Source organism: Ruegeria marina (assembly GCF_900101475.1).
GTDB classification, from domain to species: domain Bacteria; phylum Pseudomonadota; class Alphaproteobacteria; order Rhodobacterales; family Rhodobacteraceae; genus Ruegeria_B; species Ruegeria_B marina.
In genome coordinates this window covers 1-18,701 of record NZ_FMZV01000004.1, presented here as the reverse complement: position 1 = coordinate 18,701, position 18,701 = coordinate 1, and the positions used below count along the sequence as shown (strand labels likewise).

Annotated in this window: 22 protein-coding genes and 1 tRNA gene; 15 read left to right on the top strand and 8 right to left on the bottom strand. The window is 62.3% G+C overall.

Annotation, left to right across the window (positions count from 1 at the left end):
- The first annotated feature begins 10 nt into the window (after positions 1-10).
- The gene (locus tag BLT75_RS06825; RefSeq protein ID WP_093029141.1) at positions 11-358 is read left to right on the top strand and encodes a DMT family protein; all 348 of its coding nucleotides are present in this window, start codon (positions 11-13) and stop codon (positions 356-358) included.
- A gap of 35 nt (positions 359-393) precedes the next feature.
- On the opposite strand, the gene typA is transcribed toward BLT75_RS06825, so the two are convergent.
- Together typA and BLT75_RS06815 are read right to left on the bottom strand one after the other, a co-directional pair.
- Positions 394-2,214 (bottom strand): translational GTPase TypA, encoded by a 1,821-nt coding sequence (typA, locus tag BLT75_RS06820; RefSeq protein WP_093029672.1) that lies wholly within the window; start codon positions 2,212-2,214, stop codon positions 394-396.
- Between the two features lie 103 nt (positions 2,215-2,317).
- Positions 2,318-2,653: a DMT family transporter gene (locus tag BLT75_RS06815; protein WP_093029139.1), complete on the bottom strand. Its 336-nt coding sequence runs from the start codon at positions 2,651-2,653 to the stop codon at positions 2,318-2,320.
- A gap of 210 nt (positions 2,654-2,863) precedes the next feature.
- On the opposite strand from BLT75_RS06815, the gene BLT75_RS06810 reads away from it, so the two are divergent.
- Positions 2,864-3,658, top strand: coding sequence for a class II glutamine amidotransferase (locus BLT75_RS06810; protein WP_093029136.1), 795 nt, complete (start codon positions 2,864-2,866; stop codon positions 3,656-3,658).
- A 248-nt stretch (positions 3,659-3,906) separates the two neighbouring features.
- On the opposite strand, the gene BLT75_RS06805 is transcribed toward BLT75_RS06810, so the two are convergent.
- From BLT75_RS06805 to BLT75_RS06795, 3 genes are read right to left on the bottom strand one after another with little or no spacing between them, the layout of a single operon-like run.
- On the bottom strand, positions 3,907-5,067 hold the full coding sequence (locus BLT75_RS06805) for an HD domain-containing protein (protein WP_093029134.1): 1,161 nt from the start codon (positions 5,065-5,067) through the stop codon (positions 3,907-3,909).
- Positions 5,064-5,309, bottom strand: a complete 246-nt coding sequence (locus BLT75_RS06800; RefSeq protein WP_093029132.1) for a hypothetical protein — start codon at positions 5,307-5,309, stop codon at positions 5,064-5,066. Before BLT75_RS06800 ends, BLT75_RS06805 begins: the two co-directional genes overlap by 4 nt.
- The gene (locus BLT75_RS06795) at positions 5,309-5,962 is read right to left on the bottom strand and encodes an alpha/beta hydrolase (RefSeq protein ID WP_093029130.1); all 654 of its coding nucleotides are present in this window, start codon (positions 5,960-5,962) and stop codon (positions 5,309-5,311) included. Before BLT75_RS06795 ends, BLT75_RS06800 begins: the two co-directional genes overlap by 1 nt.
- Before the next feature lie 182 nt (positions 5,963-6,144).
- Between BLT75_RS06795 and iscR the strand changes: the two genes are divergently transcribed.
- From iscR to BLT75_RS06740, 12 genes are all read left to right on the top strand, one after another.
- Positions 6,145-6,603, top strand: coding sequence for a Fe-S cluster assembly transcriptional regulator IscR (gene iscR, locus BLT75_RS06790; protein ID WP_093029128.1), 459 nt, complete (start codon positions 6,145-6,147; stop codon positions 6,601-6,603).
- A gap of 87 nt (positions 6,604-6,690) precedes the next feature.
- The gene (locus BLT75_RS06785; RefSeq protein WP_093029126.1) at positions 6,691-7,731 is read left to right on the top strand and encodes a cysteine desulfurase family protein; all 1,041 of its coding nucleotides are present in this window, start codon (positions 6,691-6,693) and stop codon (positions 7,729-7,731) included.
- A gap of 40 nt (positions 7,732-7,771) precedes the next feature.
- Positions 7,772-9,292: a Fe-S cluster assembly protein SufB gene (gene sufB, locus BLT75_RS06780; protein WP_093029124.1), complete on the top strand. Its 1,521-nt coding sequence runs from the start codon at positions 7,772-7,774 to the stop codon at positions 9,290-9,292.
- On the top strand, positions 9,292-9,465 hold the full coding sequence (locus tag BLT75_RS24325; protein WP_176827870.1) for a hypothetical protein: 174 nt from the start codon (positions 9,292-9,294) through the stop codon (positions 9,463-9,465). Before sufB ends, BLT75_RS24325 begins: the two co-directional genes overlap by 1 nt.
- Positions 9,466-9,521: 56 nt before the next feature.
- Positions 9,522-9,710, top strand: coding sequence for a hypothetical protein (locus BLT75_RS06775; RefSeq protein WP_093029122.1), 189 nt, complete (start codon positions 9,522-9,524; stop codon positions 9,708-9,710).
- A gap of 2 nt (positions 9,711-9,712) precedes the next feature.
- Positions 9,713-10,633, top strand: coding sequence for an FkbM family methyltransferase (locus tag BLT75_RS06770; protein ID WP_176827868.1), 921 nt, complete (start codon positions 9,713-9,715; stop codon positions 10,631-10,633).
- A 1-nt stretch (position 10,634) separates the two neighbouring features.
- Positions 10,635-11,468, top strand: coding sequence for a polysaccharide pyruvyl transferase family protein (locus BLT75_RS06765; protein ID WP_093029118.1), 834 nt, complete (start codon positions 10,635-10,637; stop codon positions 11,466-11,468).
- An 18-nt stretch (positions 11,469-11,486) separates the two neighbouring features.
- Positions 11,487-12,242, top strand: a complete 756-nt coding sequence (sufC, locus tag BLT75_RS06760; RefSeq protein ID WP_093029116.1) for a Fe-S cluster assembly ATPase SufC — start codon at positions 11,487-11,489, stop codon at positions 12,240-12,242.
- Positions 12,242-13,522, top strand: a complete 1,281-nt coding sequence (gene sufD / locus BLT75_RS06755) for a Fe-S cluster assembly protein SufD (RefSeq protein WP_093029114.1) — start codon at positions 12,242-12,244, stop codon at positions 13,520-13,522. Before sufC ends, sufD begins: the two co-directional genes overlap by 1 nt.
- Positions 13,522-14,004: a YIP1 family protein gene (locus BLT75_RS06750; RefSeq protein ID WP_093029112.1), complete on the top strand. Its 483-nt coding sequence runs from the start codon at positions 13,522-13,524 to the stop codon at positions 14,002-14,004. Before sufD ends, BLT75_RS06750 begins: the two co-directional genes overlap by 1 nt.
- Positions 14,001-14,597, top strand: coding sequence for a YIP1 family protein (locus tag BLT75_RS06745; RefSeq protein ID WP_093029110.1), 597 nt, complete (start codon positions 14,001-14,003; stop codon positions 14,595-14,597). The genes BLT75_RS06750 and BLT75_RS06745 overlap by 4 nt, the downstream gene beginning before the upstream one ends.
- Complete coding sequence (locus BLT75_RS06740) at positions 14,590-15,810, top strand: cysteine desulfurase (protein ID WP_093029108.1); 1,221 nt, start codon at positions 14,590-14,592, stop codon at positions 15,808-15,810. The genes BLT75_RS06745 and BLT75_RS06740 overlap by 8 nt, the downstream gene beginning before the upstream one ends.
- Before the next feature lie 96 nt (positions 15,811-15,906).
- Here BLT75_RS06740 and BLT75_RS06735 read toward each other — a convergent pair whose 3' ends face one another.
- A complete protein-coding gene (locus tag BLT75_RS06735; RefSeq protein WP_093029105.1) occupies positions 15,907-17,394 on the bottom strand; it encodes a fused MFS/spermidine synthase in 1,488 nt (495 codons plus the stop codon).
- Positions 17,395-17,490: 96 nt separating this feature from the next.
- Between BLT75_RS06735 and BLT75_RS06730 the strand changes: the two genes are divergently transcribed.
- Positions 17,491-17,567, top strand: a tRNA-Arg gene (locus BLT75_RS06730).
- An 85-nt stretch (positions 17,568-17,652) separates the two neighbouring features.
- On the opposite strand, the gene BLT75_RS25235 is transcribed toward BLT75_RS06730, so the two are convergent.
- Together BLT75_RS25235 and BLT75_RS06720 are read right to left on the bottom strand one after the other, a co-directional pair.
- Positions 17,653-18,087: a hypothetical protein gene (locus tag BLT75_RS25235; RefSeq protein WP_425441123.1), complete on the bottom strand. Its 435-nt coding sequence runs from the start codon at positions 18,085-18,087 to the stop codon at positions 17,653-17,655.
- Between the two features lie 77 nt (positions 18,088-18,164).
- On the bottom strand, positions 18,165-18,701 hold a 537-nt coding region (locus BLT75_RS06720), incomplete at its 5' end, for an IS5 family transposase (protein WP_143028523.1).

Here is an 18,701-nt window from a genome sequence, read left to right as displayed (position 1 = left end):
CAGGCCGGGAATGACGCCCGCGCATCTGCTGCCGCTGGTGTTATTGGCAGCCTCGAATGTCTTCATGACATTCGCATGGTACGGGCATCTGAAATTCCCCGGCAAACCGCTGGCCGTTGTCATCCTCGTCAGCTGGGGCATTGCCCTGATCGAATACTGCCTTGCGGTGCCTGCCAACCGGATCGGGCACCGTGTCTACACGGCGGCCGAACTCAAGACGATGCAGGAGGTCATTACCCTGATCGTCTTTGCGGGTTTCTCAGTTCTGTTTCTGAAGGAATCTCTGACCGTGAACCACGCGATCGGGTTCGGGTTCATCGCGCTGGGGGCGTGGTTCGTGTTTCGCGGCCCGTTCTGAAAGGGAAAGGGCACCCTCGGGGCGCCCTTTTTGGTTCAGCTTGCCGCCTTGGACTGGCGCTTGCGTTCGTGCGGGTCAAGGAACCGCTTGCGCAGCCGGATCGAGTTCGGGGTCACCTCGACCAGTTCGTCATTGTCGATATAGGCGATCGCCTCTTCCAGGCTGAACTGGATATGCGGGGTCAGGCGAACCGCTTCGTCCGTGCCCGAGGCGCGCACGTTGGTCAGTTTCTTGCCCTTGAGCGGGTTCACTTCGAGATCGTTGTCACGGCTGTGCTCGCCGATGATCATGCCCTCATAGACATCTGCCTGCGGGCCGATGAACATGCGGCCGCGCTCTTCGAGGTTCCACAGCGCGTATGCCACCGACTGGCCGTTCTCCATCGAGATCAGAACGCCTGCGCGACGGCCCGGGATCGGGCCTTTGTGCGGGGCCCAGGCGTGGAACACGCGGTTCAGCACGCCGGTGCCACGGGTATCGGTCAGAAACTCGCCGTGATATCCGATCAGCCCGCGCGACGGCACATGTGCGATGATCCGCGTCTTGCCGGCCCCGGCGGGCTTCATCTCGACCAGCTCACCCTTGCGGGCGCCGGTGACTTTCTCGATCACCGCGCCGGTGAATTCGTCATCCACGTCGATGGTGACTTCCTCGATCGGCTCCAGCCGCTCGCCGTCTTCCTCGCGGAACAGGACCTGCGGGCGCGAGATGCTGAGCTCGAACCCTTCGCGGCGCATGTTCTCGATCAGAACGCCCATCTGAAGCTCGCCACGGCCTGCAACCTCGAACGCGTCGCCGCCCGGCGTATCGGTGACACGGATGGCGACGTTCGATTCCGCCTCTTTCATCAGCCGGTCGCGGATGACGCGGCTTTGCACCTTCTTGCCGTCGCGGCCGGCCAGCGGGCTGTCGTTGATGCCGAAGGTGACCGAGATGGTCGGCGGGTCGATCGGCTGGGCGGGCAGCGCTTCGGTCACTTGCGGGTTGACCAGGCTGTCGGCCACGGTGGCCTTGCTCATGCCGGCGATGGTGACGATGTCACCAGCCTCGGCCACGTCGATCGGCTGCTGGCCAAGGCCACGGAAGGCGAGGATCTTGGTGGCGCGGAAGTTCTCGATCAGATCGCCCTTGCGGCTGAGCGCCTTGAGGCTCTCGCCGGTCTTCAGCGTGCCGCTTTCCACCCGACCGGTCAGGATGCGGCCGATGAACGGGTCGCTGCCCAGCGTGGTGGCCAGCATGCGGAACGGCTCGTCCTTGCGGGCGATCTGGGCCGGGGCGGGCACGTGGCGCACGACAAGGCTGAAGAGCGCCGTGAGATCCTTGCGCGGGCCCTCAAGCGTTTCATCGGCCCAGCCAGAGCGGCCCGAGGCGTAGAGATGCGGGAAATCGAGCTGTTCGTCGGTGGCGCCAAGGTTGGCGAAAAGGTCGAAACATTCGTCCAGAGCGCGGTCGGGCTCGGCATCGGGCTTGTCCACCTTGTTCAGTACCACGATGGGGCGCAGGCCCAGGGCCAGCGCCTTGGAGGTCACGAACTTGGTCTGCGGCATCGGGCCTTCGGCGGCATCGACCAGCAGCACCACACCGTCAACCATGCTGAGAATGCGCTCGACCTCGCCGCCGAAATCGGCGTGGCCCGGGGTGTCGACGATATTGATGCGGGTGCCCTGCCATTCGACCGAGGTCGCCTTGGCGAGGATGGTGATGCCGCGTTCGCGTTCCAGATCGTTGCTGTCCATGGCGCGTTCGGCCACGGCCTGGTTCTCGCGAAAGGCGCCGGACTGTTTCAGCAGCTCGTCCACCAGGGTGGTCTTGCCGTGGTCCACGTGAGCGATGATCGCAATATTGCGCAGGTCCATGAGGTCAGCCTTTGTAAGGGAGTTGGCCCGGCGCATAGCCCGACAGGCCGGCAAAGGCCAGAGAAAATGCATCCGTCCTGCCGATTATCGCCGCGTCGCGGCGTCAATGGGTCGATGTGGACGAGAAAAGATGGATCACCACGATGCCGCCGACGATCATCGCCAGGCCCAGAAGCGCGGGCAGGTCGAGCTTTTGCTTGAAGACGAAGTAGCCGATGGCGGCGATGAACACGATGCCCAGGCCAGACCAGATCGCGTAGACGACACCGACGGGCATGACCCTCAGCGCCTGCGCCATCAGGAAAAAGGCCAGGCCGTAGCCCACCACGACCAGGATCGAGGGAACGAGGCGGGTGAACTGGTGGCTGGCCTGAAGTGCCGTGGTGCCGACGGTTTCGGCCGCGACCGCAAGGACAAGGTAGATATAATGGACTGGCATGGCCACTCTCCGCCTGGATGGATTTGATTCTGATGCCCGGACAGTTTCGAACTAGCCGAAAACCTGCGCGGGTGACAGGCCGGCGTTTTTGACACAAATGCGAACAATTTCCTGTGCGCAATTTCACTTTGCGTACAAAGCGAAGCACTATAAGGAGCAACATCAGCCGTTCTCCGGCGCGCTGTCGCGCCTCATCCAGGGAGAGTGAACATGTGCCGTTGGGCCGCCTATCACGGAACCCCCATCTTTCTGGAGGATGTCATTTCGCGGCCCGGGCATTCGCTGATCGCCCAAAGCGCCCATGCGGAACAGTGCAAGACCGCGACCAATGGTGACGGGTTCGGTGTGGCCTGGTACGACGCGCGGCCTGAACCGGGGCTGTATCGCGATGTCTACCCGGCCTGGTCCGACCCCAACCTGCGTGCCGTGGCGCATCACGTCCGCTCGGGCCTTTTTCTGAGCCATGTACGCGCCTCGACCGGGTCCTGCATCAGCCGCAACAACTGCCATCCCTTTGCCGCCCGCCAGTGGTGTTTCATGCACAACGGGCAGGTCGGCGGGTTTGAAGGGTTCCGCAAGCACGCAGACATGATGATCGCGGACGAGTTCTACACCTATCGCAAGGGCAGCACGGATTCGGAGGTTCTGTTCCTTCTGGCGATGAGCGAGGGGATGGACAGCGACCCGCATGGCGCCCTGGCGCGGTCGGTGGCGCGGCTCGAAGGTTTGAGCCGGGCGCAGGGAACAATCCCGCACATGCGGCTTTCGGCGGCCTTCAGCGACGGGCATACCCTTTATGCGGTGCGCTACTCGTCGGATCACATCGCGCCTTCGGTCTACTATCGCTACTCCAGGGCACGGGAAGGCTGGGCGGTCGTGTCGGAACCGCTGGACCATGAAGAGGGCGATTGGACTGAACTGATGCCCGGTCGAATCCTGACCATCAACGGCAACGGTGCGGTGGAATGCGATTTCGGCCCGGCCGATCTGGCGAGCGCAGCCTGACATGATCGGCTCCGGACGCAACCCCGAGGTGGTGAATACCCCACTGGGCAAACAGCCCCGGTCGAATTAATCTTCTTCCTGTTGATTTTTGATCTTCAGGTTCATCATGATTACCCCCTTTGTAAAAGCCGTGTTGCTCGCTTCTCTCCTGGTAGTCGCCGTTGGTTTGGGTTTCGCGCCCAAGGAACCGGCCCCGAAACCTGCCGCGCAGTTGGAACATCCTGCTGTAGCCGAGCGGGTATGAACTCTCAGACCGGCAGGCCGAGTCGCGTGAAACAGTCCAGAAGTTGCGGCTGAAGCCAAGTCCAGAGATCGGGCGCACCGCGTCTGACCGGGCGGCCGACGCGGGCCTCCAATTGCGGCAGACTGACCCGGTAACTGATCCAGGAACCGCCGCCGTTTTCAAGATTGGCGATTGGCGTCTGCACCCTGTCGACCGCCTTGCCGAAAATCGCCTCCGGGGTTTCTGCGGCCTCGAATTCCTGCCACAGAGACCGCAATGAAACGCCCTGTTCGGGTGGCAGCAGTCCGAACAGACGTTCGGCGGCGGCCTGTTCCAGCGCGTCTTGCGCGGCGTGGTCCACATTGCCGTGGATCGGGTTGTCGCCTGCGTCGATCTCGACAAGGTCATGCAGCAGAAGCATCCGCAGAACCCGGTCGGTATCGACCGGATGCACGCCGTGTTCACTCAGGACCCAAGCATAAAGCATGATGTGCCAGCTGTGTTCGGCCGAGTTCTCGAACCGGCTGTCATCCAGCAGGCGCGAGGCGCGGAACACCGATTTCAGCTTGTCGGCTTCGGCCAGAAACAGCAGACGCGATGTGAACGCGTCCTGCTGGCCCGGAGTATTCTCCAGAAGGGCCATCGCATGCGTGAAAGCTTCGGGGAAGGCGGAGGAGAGGTAAGCTGCCCGACCGTTCAAAAGGTTTTCGCGCACAACCTCCACATGGTCGGAGCGAGGAGCATCGGCGCAAAGGACCTGAAACAGCGGTTGGCAGCGATCCAGCATCTTTGCATAGCGCGCGTCAGGCGTAGTGTCGGCTTCGAACTCGGTCCAGAGATCGAGAAACATGGCGGCCTGGTCGGGAGGCAACAGGCCGAAGAGCCGGCGCGCCGCAGCACGTTCGGCGCGGGCAACAGCGTCCCAGTCGGTTTCTTCGTGTATCGGATGATCACCGGTTTCGATCTCGACCAGATCGTGCAGCAGAAGCATGCGGATCGCGCGGTCGACCGATACGCCAGCGCCGGCGAAGGGTTCCAGCACCAGCGCCCAAAGCGCAAGGTGCCAGCTGTGTTCGGCGGAATTTTCCGGACGCGAAAGGTCGAGCAGGACATTTGCCCGTTCCACGCTTTTCAACCTGTCGGCAACCTTGAGAAAGCCAATCTGGGCCGACAGGCGGGCTGTCATTGCGCGTCCTTGCGGTCCTGGGCTGCCTTCAGTTCGGTCATCCTGCGAACCAGGAACCGGCGTGCCTGGCGTTCGGCCAGACGTACGCGGACCTCGGTGAGATAGGCCTCTTCCAGCGATTGCGACGCGGCGGCCAGAACCTTGCCGACCTCGACATAAAGCCGTTCCTCGCCGGACTGGTCCATGACCTTCATCGTGTCCTCTGCCAGTTTCGCGGCGAGGCTTTCGATGGTTCCTGCCATCAGCGCGAGGTCTCCGTCAGGCGGCGTTTCACATAGTCCGCCACCTCGGTGATCATCGTGTCCATGTGCTGGTTCTGGAAGAAGTGATCGGCGCCTTCAACCTCGGTGTGGGTGATGGTGATGCCCTTCTGTTCGTGCAGCTTGCTGACCAGCGAACGGGTATCAGCCGGCGGCGCTACGCGGTCGGCGGTGCCGTTGATGATCAAACCGGACGAGGGGCAGGGCGCCAGGAACGAGAAGTCGTACATGTTGGCGGGCGGTGCCACGCTCACGAAACCGGTGATCTCGGGCCGGCGCATCAAGAGTTGCATGCCGATCCAGGCACCGAAAGAGAAACCCGCCACCCAGCAGTGTTTGGAATTGTTGTTCATCGACTGGAGGTAATCCAGCGCCGATGCGGCATCCGAGAGTTCGCCGATGCCCTGGTCGTATTCGCCCTGGCTGCGGCCGACGCCGCGGAAATTGAACCGCAGCACGGTGAAGCCGAGGTTATAGAAGGCGTAGTGCAGGTTGTAGACCACCTTGTTGTTCATGGTGCCGCCGAATTGCGGATGCGGATGCAGCACGATGGCGATCGGTGCGTCTTTTTCCTTTTGCGGGTGGTAGCGGCCCTCGAGGCGGCCTTCGGGTCCGGGAAAAATCACCTCGGGCATGTGTGCTTTTGTCCTGTGTAACTTCCTGCGATGCCAGGTAATCTTGACGGAATCCCTAAGGCACCTTAGAACGGTTCTAAACTCTGGTGCCGCCTTGCGGCAGCGCTGTCAGTGGGAGATACGCACTGAGGGCGACAAGGTCAATGATTTCGCGCATCTGGGCGCCGAGCGGAGGATGAAAGGTGAAACTGTCCACAAAGGGGCGTTATGCTATGGTGGCGCTGGCCGATATTGCGCTGCAACCTTCCGACAGCCTGGTGACTCTGGGCGAGATCTCGGCCCGGCAGGATATCTCACTGCCCTATCTTGAACAGCTCTTTGTGAAACTGCGCCGGGCCGACCTGGTGGAATCCGTGCGCGGACCCGGCGGCGGCTATCGTCTGGCGCGGCCGGCCTCGGAAATCCGGGTCGTGGATGTGCTGGCTGCGGTCGATGAGTCGGTGAACGCGATGCACAAGGGCGCGGGCGCATCCGGCGCGATGTCGGGCAGCCGGGCGCAATCGCTGACCAATCGGCTTTGGGAGGGATTGAGCGCGCATGTCTATGTATTCCTGCACCAGACGAGATTGTCGGACGTGGTGCGCAATGATCTGGCGCCTTGTCCTGCGGTGCCCTCGCTGTTCTCGGTCGTTGACGACTGACATACCTGTGAAAGGCCGACGAAACGGTTTGTCAAATCTGTCCTGCGCCGTTATCGGGCGCGAAACCTTCAAATAGATGAATCCTCGATGCGTGTTTATCTCGACCACAACGCCACCACTCCGCTCCGCGCCGAAGCGCGGGCGGCGATGATCGCGGCGATGGATGTTTGCGGTAATCCATCCAGTGTTCACGCCGAGGGGCGGGCGGCCAAGGCGCTGATCGAGAAGGCGCGCGCGCAGATTGCTGCGGCCTTTGGCGCGGACGGGGCCGATATCGTGTTCACATCGGGCTCGACCGAAGGAGCGGCCCTGACGCTCGCGGGGCGGGATCTGCACGGGGCGGCAATTGAACATGACGCGGTAAGGTCCTGGATTTCAGAAGATTTGCCCGTTTCATCGGATGGATTGGTCGCGGTGGATCATCCGGAACGCTCGACCTTGCAACTGGCGAATTCCGAAACCGGCATCGTGCAGGATCTACCTCAGGGCCTGGCGGTGACAGATGCGACACAGGCCTTTGGCAAGCTGCCGGTGGCCTTCAACTGGCTTGGGGTCGAAATGGCGCTGATCTCGGCCCACAAACTGGGCGGCCCCAAGGGGGTTGGCGCCGTCGTGATGCGGCGCGGCACGGACCTTGCCGCGCAGATCAAGGGCGGTGGGCAGGAGATGGGGCGCCGTTCCGGCACCGAAAACGTGATCGGAATCGCGGGTTTCGGCGCGGCGGCAGAGACTGCGGGACGCGATCTGGCCGATGGTGTCTGGGAAAGGGTGGCTAAACTTAGAAATATTCTAGAAAAGGCTCTTGAGGCTGACGCTAAATCTACTATTTTTGTCGGGAAAGATCTCGTTCGCCTGCCGAATACCCTTTGCCTGGCTACGCCGGGGTGGAAGGGCGAAACGCAGGTGATGCAGATGGACCTGGCTGGATTTGCGATCAGCGCGGGCAGCGCCTGCTCCAGCGGCAAGGTGCGCGCTAGCGCTGTGTTGCGTGCCATGGGATATGACGAAGCAACGGCGTCCAGCGCGATCCGGGTATCGCTGGGACCCGAGACGACGGAAACGGATGTGCTGCGCTTTGCCGAGGCGTGGCTGGGCAAAGAAAAGAAACATCGCGCGCGTGCCGCGTGACACGGAACTAACTGCGCGATCAGCGCTAAGGAGGGCTCTCATGGCCGCATTGGACCAGACCCAGGTGAAGGAAGGCGTCGACCAGGAAACGGTGGACGCCGTTCGCGAAGTGGGCACTTACAAATATGGCTGGGAAACCGATATCGAGATGGAATATGCGCCCAAGGGCGTGAACCCTGATATCGTGCGGCTGATCTCGGGAAAGAACGAAGAGCCGGAATGGATGACTGAATGGCGTCTGGCCGCGTTCGAGCGCTGGTCGGGCATGAAAGAGCCGAAATGGGCGATGGTTCACTATCCGGAAATCGATTTCCAGGAACTGTACTACTATGCCCGTCCCAAGAGCATGTCGGAAAAGCCCAAGTCGCTGGACGAGGTCGACCCCAAGCTGCTGGCAACCTATGAAAAGCTGGGTATTCCGCTGAAGGAACAGATGATCCTTGCCGGTGTCGAAGGGGCCGAAGCCGCCCCCGCCGAAGGCCGCAAGGTGGCGGTGGACGCGGTGTTCGACAGCGTCAGCGTCGGCACCACATTCCAGGCCGAGCTGAAAAAGGCGGGGGTCATCTTCTGCTCGATCTCCGAGGCGATCCGCGAACATCCCGAACTGGTCAGGAAATACCTCGGATCGGTGGTGCCGGTCAGCGACAATTTCTACGCCACGCTGAACAGCGCGGTGTTCTCGGACGGGTCGTTCGTCTATGTGCCGCCGGGCGTGCGATGCCCGATGGAGCTCTCCACCTATTTCCGCATCAACGCGGAAAACACCGGCCAGTTCGAGCGCACGCTGATCATCGCCGACAAGGGCAGCTATGTCAGCTATCTGGAAGGCTGCACCGCGCCCAAGCGCGACACCGCACAGTTGCACGCGGCGGTGGTCGAGATCATCGTCGAGGAGGATGCCGAGGTGAAATACTCGACCGTCCAGAACTGGTATCCGGGCGACGAGAACGGCAGGGGCGGGATCTACAACTTCGTGACCAAGCGCGCCGATTGCCGGGGCGACCGGTCCAAGGTGATGTGGACACAGGTGGAAACCGGCTCGGCCGTGACCTGGAAATACCCGTCCTGCATCCTGCGCGGCGACGACAGCCAGGGCGAGTTCTATTCGATCGCCATCGCCAACAACTACCAGCAGGCCGATACCGGCACCAAAATGGTGCACCTGGGCAAGAACACGAAATCGCGGATCGTGTCCAAGGGGATCAGCGCCGGCAAGGCCCAGAATACCTATCGCGGGCTGGTGTCGATGCACCCCAAAGCGAAGAACAGCCGTAACTATACCCAGTGCGACAGTCTGCTGATCGGCGACAAATGCGGGGCGCATACGGTGCCCTATATCGAGGTCAGGAACAACTCGTCACGCTGTGAGCACGAGGCGACCACCTCCAAGGTGGACGATGATCAGCTGTTTTATTGCCGTTCGCGCGGGATCGACGAGGAAGCGGCGGTTGCGTTGGTTGTCAACGGGTTCTGCAAGGATGTGCTGCAGGCGCTGCCGATGGAGTTCGCCATGGAAGCGCAACAACTGGTCGCGATCAGCCTTGAAGGGTCGGTTGGCTGATGCGCCGGACCGCGCTTGATATCGCGCTGGCAACGGCGGTGTTTCTTGCCGTTTCGTTCGTCTGGAACGGAACGGCAGCGCCGCTGGGCACGATATTCAGCGCACTGGTCTTTGCCATGTCCTATGGCGCGATCCGGGTCGGGCTGGTCGTGTTCGGCCGTCGGGATGCGTGACGGTGGCGGGACAGACCCGATGTTTCGGGCGACATGAACGGAGCAGATGAGCGGACATGCCAGGCAATGACGAAATTCTGGGTTTTGTCGCCTATGCCCTGCCGGTTGCCGGCGGGCTGGCCGGGGTTGCCTATGTGAACCTGCATCCCGAGGCCTTCATCAACCCGGTTCTGGCGGTTGCCGCCGGCGCCGTGGCCGGATGGCTGCTGGCACGGGTATTGCGGGCGGTTCTGGGGCGGAGGTAGCGATGGACGACGGGCAGTTCAGCCAACAGCCTCGCGCCGCACAGATGCTGCGCCGGCGGCATGATTTCCTGCGCAGCGCGATCGCGCCGAACCGGCCTTTGCGTATCGCAGATGTCGGTGCCAACCCGATCAATGTGCCCGATTACGATGCGCTGCTGACCCTGGGCGGCTGCGAGGTCTGGGGATTCGAGCCGGACCAGGCGTCATTCGATGCGCTGATGGCCGACCCGCGACCGGGCACGCATTACCTGCAACAGGCCGTAGGGCCCACCGGACCGGGCCTTTTTTATCCGCATCCGCAAAGCGGTCTGGGATCGCTTTATCCGATCCGGGCCGCCTCGGTCGCGTTTCTGGGGAAACCGGGCTGGCACCGCGACGGGGTCGAGCCCATCGCAATGGATCTGGTCGCGCTCGACGATCTGGACGAGACCGCGATGCCGAAGCCGGACATGCTGAAGATCGACATTCAGGGGGCAGAGCTGGATGTGATCTCGACCGGGCGCAAAAAGCTGTCCGAAGCCGTTTGCGTCATCCCCGAGGTCCGGTTTTATCGAATCTACGAGCGGGAGCCGTTGTTCGGGCCTCTGGACGTGGAACTGCATGACCAGGGGTTCCGTTTCCACAGGTTTCAGTTCACCAAGTCGATGCAGGTCATGAACTCGCAGCGTGCGCGGTTGGCGGGCAAGGCATTACGCAGCCAGATGATGGATGGCGATGCCATATACATCCGCGACCCGGAGACAATCGGGAATTGGAGCGCCGAACAGGTGCGGCAACTGGCGGTCGCCTCGTCCTGCGTGTTCGGAAGTTTTGACCTGACGGTCTTCTGCCTGGATGAACTGGTGCGGCGCGAACTGGTCGAGGCCGATGTTCCGGCACGGTTCGTCGACACGCTGCCCACCTGGATGCAGAAGGATCGCTGAGATGAATGCAGCGCGATTTGAACCATTGCGGCTCTACTGGTGGAAGGGCGTGCCGAATTTCGGCGACGGGCTGTCGGCGTTGGTGGTGGGGCATGTCTCGGGCCGTGCGGTGCGCCATGCCGGGCCGAAAGCCTGCGAAATGCTGGCCATCGGTTCGCTGATTCAGGTCATGCGCCGGAACTATGGAGAGCCCGCACCGGATGGACGCCGACCGGTGATCTGGGGGGCGGGGCTGTTACATCCGGTCGGGTCGACCGGGTTTCTCGATAACGTGGACGTGGCTTTGGTGCGTGGTCCGCTGACGGCCGAGTTGCTGGGGCTCAAGATGCGTGCCTTTGGCGACCCGGGGCTATTGGTGGATGCGGTGCTGGGCGATCTGCCCGCCCGAGCCGACCGTATCGCGCTGGTGCCGCATCATTCGATGCGGGATGATCCCGCGCTTGCGGCGCTGGTGGCAGGTGAACCGGCACTCGACCTGATCGACGTCGGCGGTGATACGCTGGAGGTCTGCCGCCGGGTCGCCGCCTGCCGGCATGTGATCTCGGCCAGCCTGCACGGGCTGATCGTCGCGGATGCCTGTGGCGTGCCCTCGACCTGGCTCAGGCCCGGGGATCAGGGCCTCCTGAAATTCTACGACTACGCGGCTTCGGTCGGACGTCCCTTGGGTCTGCCGATCGAGCTGGACGAGGTTCCCGCGCTGTTGCGCGGGATGAAGGACGGCGACAGGCCGGGCTGGTCCGAAGGCGTGGACCGAGCGAAATCCGACTTGCTGAGCCATTTCCCGGCGCAATTGCGCGCCAGTACAGACACTGTCCGCACCAGCGTGCGGGCCTGAGATGAGACGAGGATAAAAATGCTTACAATCAAAAACCTGCACGTCAAACTTGAAGAAGAGGACAAGCAGATCCTCAAGGGTGTCGACCTGACCGTAGAAGCGGGCAAGGTTCATGCGATCATGGGGCCGAACGGATCGGGGAAATCGACGTTGTCCTATGTCCTTTCTGGGCGCGACGGATATGAGGTGACCGAGGGATCGGCCGAGCTCGAAGGTATGGACCTGCTGGAGATGGAACCCGAAGAACGCGCCGCGGCGGGCCTGTTTCTTGCCTTCCAGTACCCGGTCGAAATTCCCGGTGTGGGCAACATGACCTTCCTGCGCACGGCGTTGAACGCACAGCGCAAGGCGCGCGGCGAGGAAGAACTGAGTGCCGCCGACTTTCTTAAGGAGGTGCGGGCCAAGGCCAAGACGCTGAAGATCGATGCCGACATGCTCAAGCGGCCGGTCAACGTGGGCTTTTCGGGCGGCGAGAAGAAGCGCAACGAGATCCTGCAAATGGCGATGCTGGCGCCCAAGATGTGCATCCTGGACGAAACCGACTCGGGGCTTGACGTGGACGCGATGAAGCTGGTGGCCGAAGGCGTGAACGCGCTGCGTGATGCTGGCCGCGGGTTCCTGGTGATCACCCATTACCAGCGCCTGCTGGATCACATCAAACCGGACGTCGTGCACATCATGGCCGATGGCCGGATCGTCAAGACCGGGGGTCCCGAACTGGCGCTCGAGGTCGAGAACAACGGTTATGCCGATATCCTGGCCGAGGTGAACTGATGGCTTTGCCTGCACAGAAACTGACCGCGACCGAGACGCTCTTGTCGTCGCTTTCCTTGCCCACGGCCGGCTGCACCCGCGCCGCGCGCGAGGCGGCATTGGCCCGCCTGCAAGAGATGGGCGTACCGGGGCGGCGTGACGAGTACTGGAAATATACCCGCCCTGACACGCTGATCGCGCCCGAGGCGCCGAGCGCCGCAACCTTCGATGCGGGCGAACCGATGATGTTCGATGCGGTCGAGCGGCTGAAGATCGTCTTTGTCGATGGCGTGTTCGATGCCGAAGCCTCAGACCCGTTGGAGCTGGAAGGTGTCCAGATCGAGCGGATCGAAGATATCTGCTGCAAGGATATCCATTGGGCCAAGGACTTGTACGGCGTTCTTGAAGCGCGCGGCCAGGCTCCGGTACCGCGCCCCCTGGCGGCGCTGAACACGGCCTTTGCCGCCGATGGCGTGGCGATCCATGTCACTGGCACGCCCTCAAAGCCGATCAGCCTGATCTATCAGCATGCCTCGGAAACCTCGGACGCGATCCTGCATCATGTGATCCGGGTGGAAAGCGGTGCCGAGGTCACGATCCTTGAAAACGGCCCGGCGGCCTCGCGGTTCAACAAGTGCATGGAAATCGACATCGCCGATGGCGGAACCCTGCATCACGTGCGGGCCCAAGGCCGCGATCACGAGCGGCGGGCAGTCACGCATATATTCACGCGGCTGGGCGAGGGGTCGGTCTACAAGTCCTTCACCCTGACCGTGAACGGGGTGCTGACCCGCAATGAACAGGTCATCGAACTGACGGGCGACGATGCGGTTGCCCATGTGGCGGGCGCCTGCGTGGGCGATGGCGATTTCCACCATGACGACACCGTGTTCATCACGCATGACGCGGTGGGCTGCGAAAGTCGCCAGGTATTCAAGAAGGTGCTGCGCAATGGCGCGACCGGCGTGTTTCAGGGCAAGATCCTGGTGAAACCGGGCGCCCAAAAGACCGACGGATACCAGATCAGCCAGTCGCTCCTGCTGGACGATGACAGCCAGTTCCTGGCCAAGCCGGAACTGGAGATCTATGCCGATGACGTGGCCTGTTCACATGGCTCGACCAGCGGCGCGATCGACGAGACCGCGCTGTTCTACCTGCGTTCGCGGGGCGTGCCGCACAAGGAGGCGACCAACCTACTGACGCTGGCCTTCCTTGCCGAGGCCGTGGACGAGATCGAGGACAAGTCCCTGGCCGAAGATATCGTGTCGCGGCTCGACGGCTGGCTGGCGCGGCGCACCTGATGCCGGTGACCGCCGATATCGTGGCCAGCTACCGCGGGCCGGGGCGGGTGATGCGTCGCCTTCTGGACATGGGCCAGCGCGAGGACCGCGCCCTGGCCTTTGTCATGGCCTTCTGTGTCATCGCTTTTGTGGCGCAGATGCCGGCGCTGGCGCGGCGGGCGCATCTGGAACAGCAGGAACTCGAAATGATGATGGGCGGTGCCCTTCTGGGCAGCGTGATCATCCTGCCGCTGCTGCTTTACAGCATCGCCCTGATCTCACATTGGGTGGCGCGTATTCTTGGCGGACATGGCTCGGCCTATGCCGCGCGCTTGGCGTTGTTCTGGTCGCTGTTGGCCTCGACGCCGCTGGTGTTGCTCAACGGGCTTGTCGCGGGATTCATCGGCCCCGGTCCGGTGTTGAGTGCCGTTGGCCTCTTGTGGATGGCGGTGTTCCTGTGGTTCTGGTTGTCCAACCTTTTTCAGGCGGAAAGGCCTGCATGATGACCACGAGTGAATTGCGCCGCCTGGCGTGGATGTCGATCACTGATCCGGCCAGTGCCGCGCGGGCGGTGCTGGAGATGAAACTCGAGCGCGAAACGCTCTGGCTGGGTTTTGCCCTCGCCGTGGTGCTCAATGCATTCTTGCACGGGCTGTCCAATCTTGCATTCGGGCCGATGACCATGCCGCTGCCCGGCATGCCGATTTCCGTGGTCGGCTATGGTGCGTTGATGGCAGGCGGCCTTGCGCTGACCATTGCGGCGGTCCACCGGGTCGGCCGGTGGCTAGGCGGGCAGGGGTCGTTCCAGGACGTGATGGCGCTGATCGTCTGGATGCAGTTGTTGCTGGTGGCGGTTCAGGCCGTCACCCTGGTTCTGGCCCTGACGATCCCGCTCCTATCGGCACTGCTGGCATTGGCGGCCAATCTTGTCGCTCTTTATGTCTTTCTGCATTTCATCGACCAGGCGCATCGCCTGGGGTCGTTGATGCGTGCGGTGGGCGTTCTCGTCCTTTCGGTTCTGGCCATCGCTTTTGCCCTGTTCATCCTGCTGTCCCTCGTCGGGGGACCGATCCCGGGAGCGCTCCCCCATGTATGACGTCCAGAAGATCCGTACCGAATTCCCGATCCTTGGCCGCGAGGTGAACGGCAAGCCCTTGACCTATCTGGACAATGGCGCATCGGCACAGAAACCGCAGGTGGTGATCGACGCGGTGACGACGGCGTATTCCATGGAGTACTCCAACGTGCATCGTGGTCTGCATTTCCTGTCGAACCTCGCGACCGAGAAATACGAGGCGGTGCGCAGTATCATCGCCCGCTTCCTGAACGCCGGGTCCGAGGACGAGATCGTTCTGAACTCGGGCACCACCGAAGGCATCAACATGGTCGCCTATGGCTGGGCCATGCCGCGCATGCAGGCAGGCGACGAGATCGTGCTGTCCACGATGGAGCATCACGCCAACATTGTGCCCTGGCATTTCCTGCGCGAGCGGCAGGGCGTCGTGCTGAAATGGGTCGATCCGGCCCCCGACGGGTCACTGGACCCGCAAGCGGTCCTGGACGCCATCGGCGCGAATACAAAACTGGTGGCAATCACCCATTGCTCCAATGTTCTAGGGACCGTAGTTGATGTGAAATCCATCTGCGAGGGCGCACGTGCAAAGGGCGTGCCGGTTCTGGTCGACGGTTCCCAGGGCGCGGTGCACATGCCCGTGGACGTGCAGGACATCGGCTGCGATTTCTATGCGATCACGGGCCACAAGCTTTATGGCCCCTCGGGCTCGGGCGCGATCTATTGCAAGGCCGCACGGATGGCGGAGATGCGCCCGTTTCTGGGCGGCGGTGACATGATCCGCGAAGTCACAAAGGAGACGGTGGTCTACAACGATCCGCCGATGAAGTTCGAGGCCGGCACGCCCGGTATCGTGCAGACCATCGGGCTGGGCGCGGCGCTGGAGTACATGATGGGGCTGGGCATGGACCAGATCGCCGCTCATGAAGCAGGTTTGCGTGACTATGCGATGCAGCGTTTCGATGGCCTCAACTGGCTGAGCGTGCAGGGCCGGGCACCGGGCAAGGCGGCGATCTTCTCCTTCACCCTTAATGGCGCGGCGCATGCGCATGACATCTCGACCATCCTCGACAAGAAAGGGGTCGCCGTGCGGGCCGGTCATCATTGCGCCGGGCCGCTGATGGAACATCTCGGCGTTACCGCCACCTGCCGAGCGAGTTTCGGTCTTTACAACACGCGGGAAGAAATCGACACGCTGATCGATGCCCTGGAACTGGCGCATGAACTGTTCGCCTGATCGCAGGCCGTCGATCGGCAAAGGGGGCTTTGCCCCCGTCGCCCGTTGGGCGATCCCCCCGGAGAATTTGCCGAAGAGATGAAGTGGCGGGTCGCGCTAGTCCGGGCGGCCGATCAGCCGGTCGATCGGGGCGAAATCATCAGTGAGCAGGGTCCCTGTCGCCGCAAGTCGTGCGACCCAATCCGGATCCAGCGCGCCGAATTCGGTCCGGTCCGGCGCGCGGGTGGCGAATCGGGAATGCCCTGTCGGCTGCCAGCCCGCCGCGATCACGAAAACCGCGCGGTCGCCGGCCGCCGGCGGGGTGGTGTCCGTCCAGACCTCGACAACCGGGAACACGGCGTTCAACGTGCGTGTGAGCGATGCCAGGGCGTGCAGACGATCCTGGTAGTCGATGACGTTCATCAGGTAGGTGCCACCGGGATTGAGCCGGTCGCGGACCAGTTCGAAGAATTCGCGGGTCACGAGGTGGGCCGGAACCGCGACATCGGTGAACGCGTCGCCGATGATCACGTCATAGCGGGTCTCGGGGCGGGTCAGCAGGGCGCGGCGGGCGTCCTGGTGCAGGATCAGGGCGCTTGCCGGATCGAACCAGAACTGCTCGGTGGCGATGCGCGTCACCTCGGGGTCGATCTCGGCTACCGTGCGCGGGCCGGTGCCGCGCAGCGCAAGGGCGCGCGGGATCGTGTATGAGCCGCCGCCGATGAAGAAGGCACTGAAGTCCGGGCGAGGGGCCCGGATCCGTGACAGCGCATCCAGCATGGCGCCGTGATCTGTGAAATTGACCAGCGGCGCATCGCGGTCGCTGATGCCATGCCCCAGGTGGTCGATCACCATCAGCCGTCTCTGGCCCTCTTCGGCGCCCAGTTCGATGACCCGAATGCAATAGTAGCGGCTTTCCCGCGTGCAGGGATCCGGCGCCGCCAGAGTCGCAGCTGCCAGCGCGGAGACAATCAGCACGGCCAGGAGCGGGGCGTGCAGTCTCTGTCCGGCGAGATAGAAGCAGATCAGCGCGGCAAGCGCGTAGATCCCGGTGACGGCCAGCAGGGTGAGCGACGATCCAAGCCAGGAAATGAACAGAAACCCTGCGAGCAGGGTGCCTGCGATGGCGCCGAGGGCTCCGGCAGCAAACATTGCCCCCAGTGCCCGGCCGGCGCCGCCGGGCCCGGTGACTGCCAGCGCCGCCAGTACCGGTGCAGGAACACCCGCAAAGGTCGAGGGCAGGAAAAAGACGGCAAGCGTCAGGATGGCGATACCCCAGACCGGATGTGGCACTGCCTCCAGGACCGGGCCTGAGAGGCCACGCAGGAGGAGTGCCGCTGCCGCCGTTGTGAGGGCCGCGGCGATCATCGTCCAGCCGGTCAGCGCCAATGCGCGCGGTGCAGGATGCTCGGCCAGCCGCCCGCCTATCCAATGCCCGAACGAGAACCCCGCCAGCACAACGGCGATGACCGATGTCCAGGTGTAGAGCGACATGCCGACATAAGGGGCAAGCATCCGTCCGGCCACGATCTCGACGACCAGCGAGGCGGCGGAAATCGTGACTTGCAACAGGATCAGAATGAAAAGCGGGGGTGTTCGGTTCATGCGCTCATTTGCCGAAGCCGATGTGGGGAAAGCAAGAAAAATCCTCAGATAACCGATTGCAGTGACCGGCCTGATACCGTATAGCCCGATGCACCGGCACCCGTAGCTCAGCTGGATAGAGTGCTGCCCTCCGAAGGCAGAGGTCACAGGTTCGAATCCTGTCGGGTGCGCCAACCTTTTCAATAATTTAGCTTGTTCGTCCTGTTTGGCATCTTGGCGCAGGAAGCACATAGGAAGCACGGCGTAGGTAATCTGCGGTCACTTCTGGTCGATTCCGTAAGGCTGCCACCAACCTAAGATAGATAGAGATAGAGATACCAAGAGAGCTTGTTTTCCTCGGTGCCGCCTTCGCGCCCCCATAGCGAGAAGAAGGCGGCTCCGAGGGGAACAAGCGGGTTTTCCTTGACGAGCTTGAAGCAAGCTCTGATCCTTCCTCGCCTCGCTGTCGTTCATTGCCCTATGAGGCTGCATAGCTCGCCGAAAAAAATAATCGTCCAAGGCGTCAATGTCCTTCTTTGACCGAATGGTGACCTCCAAGTCTCCAGTCCCAAGATGCCCTTTCTGGCGCACATCTCGCATCATTGAAGGGTTGATCTTCACGTCGTCCGGGTCGAGGTTCAAATATACGCGCACGACCCGCTTTTGGTTGTAGATTTGCACTGAGGCAAAATTCCTATTCCGACGAAATGCCATATAGTGCTTCTGTGGGTGAACGGGGCGTTGTTGCATAAATCAGCCAAGGAGCGGACTTCCGCTTTCCCCGGACGGATTTACTCTACGGGCACGGTGACGGGTATGCCAAGCGCGGTGTAGCCGTTCAGCACGGCGATGCGGACCTGCAATTCCGCGGCCTGGCGATCGAAGTCTCGAGCCATCAATGACTGACCAAGCAGCTTGATGCAGTTCATCTTGGACTCGACACGGCTCCTGCGGTGATAACCGCTCCATCGTCGCCAGATAGCGCGACCCAGGTACTTTGAGGCTCGCCGAGCTTCGTTGCGTGCGACGGCGCCCGGGCTCGTCGGTTTCCATGGCTTGGCGTTTTTTCGGGGCGGTATGACAGCGGCGGCGTTTCGAGCGGCAATTGCTTGGTGGCACTTTCGGGTGTCGTAGGCACCGTCGGCGGTGACGCTACTGATCTTCTGATCCGGCGGGATCTGCTCCAGCAGTTCCGGTAGGACAGGTGCATCTGCGATGTTGCTTCCGGTGATCTCGACGGCCCGGACTTCCAGCGTTTCTTCATCGATGCCGATGTGTATCTTGCGCCAGATACGTCGTTTTTCGCCACCATGCTTGCGGGCGTTCCA